3 protein-coding genes are annotated in these 3882 nt (G+C 64.4%); 1 reads left to right on the top strand and 2 read right to left on the bottom strand.

The genetic code is table 11. The features are described from left to right. Positions 1-187: hypothetical protein (locus tag J8J14_RS24485; RefSeq protein ID WP_456307533.1), on the top strand; the 187-nt coding region annotated here is incomplete at its 5' end. A gap of 118 nt (positions 188-305) precedes the next feature. On the opposite strand, the gene J8J14_RS25705 is transcribed toward J8J14_RS24485, so the two are convergent. Together J8J14_RS25705 and J8J14_RS24475 are read right to left on the bottom strand one after the other, a co-directional pair. Next, positions 306-1460, bottom strand: a complete 1155-nt coding sequence (locus tag J8J14_RS25705; protein ID WP_209382153.1) for an IS5 family transposase — start codon at positions 1458-1460, stop codon at positions 306-308. A gap of 30 nt (positions 1461-1490) precedes the next feature. Further along, positions 1491-2294, bottom strand: coding sequence for an Ntn hydrolase family protein (locus tag J8J14_RS24475; RefSeq protein ID WP_209382151.1), 804 nt, complete (start codon positions 2292-2294; stop codon positions 1491-1493). Positions 2295-3882 lie beyond the last annotated feature (1588 nt).

Here is a 3882-nt window from a genome sequence, read left to right as displayed (position 1 = left end):
GCTGTTCATCACAGGCTATGCGGAGCAAGCCGTTATGGGTGAGAAGCATCTACCGCCCGGCATGGCGGTGCTCACAAAGCCTTTTGCCTTAGACGTTCTTGCGACCAGGATCAGAGGCCTGATTGCCGATGAGTTGCCCTCATCTGACTTTTCCAGCATTTCCGCTGGGAATGGATCAGCGACATAAAGGGACCGTGGTGTACGACCGTGTTGCACCGATCAGGACGCTGGACGCACGGACGCCAAAAGCCCTGACACTCATGCGACGCGGACGTATTCTGGGCGACCCAGGTCCAACATGCGGTTCAGCACCTCGGCGGCGATGGCCCTCTCGGTCGCTTGGCGTCCGCTTGTCTGGGAGCGCAGGCCATCGCCAATGACGCGCTTCCAGCGCGACACATCGGCTTCGACCAGGGCACGCCAGTTGTAGCCAGACGCCCTCTGCCTGCCCCTGCGGCCGCGCTTGGGACGGCGCTTGATCGGGGCGGCACGATGATCTCGGCCTGAGGGTGACGGGCCATGATCTCCGCATGGACGTCGTCGCGGTCGCAAGCTCCATCGGTGGTGAGGGACGCGACAGGTCCGTCCACTCTCTCGAGCAGCGGGCCGACTTGCCCACCGTCATCGGCATCGTGGCCCATCAGCACCGAGGCGATGACCCGCCCCGTGCCGACGTCAGTGGCGAGATGCAGTTTGCGCCACGATCGGCGTCGTCGGGTTCCGTGCTTCTCCGTCAGCCACTCGCCGGGCCCGCAGATCTTCAACCCCGTGCTGTGGCCCTGTTGCGGAAAGCCAGATAATGGCGCGGCCTGGTCTTTGATGCCCTGATCAGGCGCGGGCGATGGTGTCGGGCATACCGAGGGCGTTGAAGGTGTTGAGGATGGCGCAGCGGATCTGCACCTCGGCGGTCTGTAGGGCCGGGACGCGAGGCGCTCGCCCAGGCGCTTGAGGCGCGACATGGCCGTCTCGGCAAGGCTGCGGCGATGGTAGCCGCTCCACCTCTTCCAGAGCCGCCGTCCGAGGTGCCTGATGGCGCGGAGCGTCTCGTTGCGCGCCGCTGCCCCGGTGGTCTTCGCCTTCCAGGGCTTGCCGTTGCGCCGCTGTGGCACGACCAGGGCTGCATCCCGTGAGGCTGAGGCCTCGTAGACGCCGGGTGTATCGTAGGCTCCATCGCCGCTGATCATCCCGATCCGCTCAGCCCTTGGCACCTGGGCCAGCAGGCCCGGCACGATCTCGCCGTCCCCGTGTCGGTGGTCCGTCATCTCGACCGCTCGCACCTCGTGGCTGTCCGCGTCGATCACCGGATGCACCTTGCGCCAGACCCGGCGCTTGTCGGCTCCGTGTTTCCTGACCTTCCACTCGCCCTCGCCCAGCACCTTTAGGCCCGTGCTGTCGATGACAAGGTGCAGCGGCCCACCTCGGGCACGGTAGGCAACGTAACGGTTGAGCGCATGCCCCATGCGGTAGCCTTCCCGGGGCGGTGCCGGAGGTTACCCAAGCTCCGTACCACGAAGGGTTGGGCGCTGCACCCAGCGGAAGCCCTCGTGCTTGGTGATCGCGGCGATCTGCACTGATCCGCCGACAGACTTGGGGAGGAAGACTGCGAAGCGCACGAAGCCGATAGTTGTCTCGACAAGGAAGCGAGCAAGGTCGATTGCGTCCTGGATCGGCATCGCCGGAGCGGAGAGCGTGGCATAAAGGTCTCCCACCAAATCGGCCTGCAGCCTTGGTACTTGATCTGCGGGAACCCCATGCCGGGCGAGCGCCGCCCCGATCTCAAAGCCTGTTCCGAGGACGAGCCGGTTGAGCGCCTCGTACTGCCCGTCCCACAGCACGCCGAAAGCGTCCTCCCCCATAATACAGCGGGGTGCGGGGCTGGCACGACGGAGAACATTAACCTCCCACACCTCGGCGAGCGGACGCCCGGCGGAGTAGCCGCAAAGCCGGAGTTGCAGGGTTGTGTCCTCACCACAGGGCAGGACCTTCTCCTCAAAGATGAATGCCTGCAGCCTCTGCGCAACCTCCTCCAAACTGTAGGCTGAGGGATCCAGACGCCAGTGTGCATGCTCCGGATCGAGCCCTGCAAAGCGCCGGCGCAGGTCTTTCAGCAGAGTCTCGATAGACTCATTACCGATGCCGCCCGCGCCGGTGGACATCGCGCCGATCGGCAGGCCTTCGTAGAGGTTCGTGATTTTGTTCGCATGGGCGTAGATCTGCCCGCTGGGCATCGTGCCAGCGCTGTCCGCGGCCATGACCACGCCGTCGTTGATCTTCACGGAGACGATGATCGTCACGGAAGGGCTCCTCCTAAAGCTGGCTAGGCACCTAACCCATCGTGCTTAACGTCTTCCAGGCGAGGATCGCCGGGCCTGCGATGACGGCCAGAGCTGTCAGGTGCCTGACGAGAAGCAACAGCCCATCCTGCTCGAGGCAGGCGAAGGCAATGACCAGGGCCGGCGGATGTAGCTCAGCGCTAGCGGGACGAGGAAGCCGACGCTCACCGGCAGAACGGCCGCGCCGACCGCGCTTTTGGTGACCTCTAAGGACGTGCACCAGCGGGGATGGACGACCTTCTCCAGCAGACAAAGGGCCGGGCGATGTCGTGGACGTGGCGCGCGAGCGGCCGGGCCGCAATGGGAGGCGGCGCCACCTCACTGGTTGATCCAGGCGCGAAGTCTTCGGACACGGCGCTCATCAGGTCGGCCGCAATCTCAGCTTTGGAATGCGATAAGCCCTGCAGGCCAGACACAACGCCTACCTTGTCCCCTTGATCTGGGAAAAGGTTCCCTTCCATTGGGTAGCGCTGTCAGTTCAGGTCTCGGCGTTCCCGCTCTCCTCCCGAAGATCCCTGCGAAGTCGTCTCAGGACTTCGCAAGCTTCGGCAAGAAGTAGTCTCGCTTCCTGTGGTTGGTTCCGCGAGAGGGCGCTCGCGCATTGGTCAAGCGCGCCGGCGAGGACGTCGGCGATACCTTCGGCGGCACGGCTGGATGCATCGTGAGACATGCTTAGAGCTATGCGCCCATTCCAGCGTTGGAAGGGAAGTATTCCCGGGAGATCACGCCGAGGTGCGCGCTAGAGGGGGCACCCACGCGGAACTACGTCCGCTGTCGAGACTTTGGGCGCGAGGCTGCCATGAGCGAACCTAGCCAACGCGGAGTGTGGCCTCCGATTGGGTGATGCTGAACTACCCTCTCCTCGGCGCCGTACCGTGGTCAGGCGGCCATCGTGGACGCCGGGGCTTGCGGCAGCGCGACGCCAACGAGCACGTATTATCCTGAGTAAGGATAAGATCAGCGGGGTGCTGGCAAATCGGCCGCGCTATGTGGTTGGATTCGCCACGATCGCATTATCCAGGTTGAGAATTTCTCACAGCGGGCCTTGCCCACCTCGCGAGCGAGGCCCGCCGCATTAATGGGAACGGGCTGCCCGCGATGGCCTTCCTTGCCCTCTGGTGTCCGACAATGAGGGATTATCGTGCCTAAGTGCCGCGCCAGAGGGGCTGGTTAGGCCCGCGAGCAAGAGGTTTGACGGCTTGGTTGCCACACCGGACCAAGACGGGCATCTCGCCGGGGCTGAGAAACAGAAGTCATTGCCGGTGCGAGGGGCCTGAGGGCGGCCCTTTAGGATGGTCGAGAAGAGGCAGCTTCCCGCTATCTCTTACCGTCGCTCGCGGAGCGATGGCCTTTGGCCTGGCTGCTACCCAATTCTGCTTCCTCGGGTGGGCGGATGGAGCGGAAGCTGCGTAACAGTGCAAGGTCATAGGCGATCTTGAGCGCCCCCGCACAGATGAGTGGCCACCCGAATGGGCTGACGGCCAACATCCAGCCAGCGAGCGCGGGGGAGAGCGAGGCTGCGAGGCTTCGCGGCACGGCGGTGACACTC

This window comes from Pararoseomonas baculiformis (assembly GCF_017813395.1).
Classification (GTDB): domain Bacteria; phylum Pseudomonadota; class Alphaproteobacteria; order Acetobacterales; family Acetobacteraceae; genus Roseomonas; species Roseomonas baculiformis.
The sequence above is the reverse complement of the archived record's forward strand: the minus strand, read 5'-3'. Positions and strand labels throughout refer to the sequence as shown.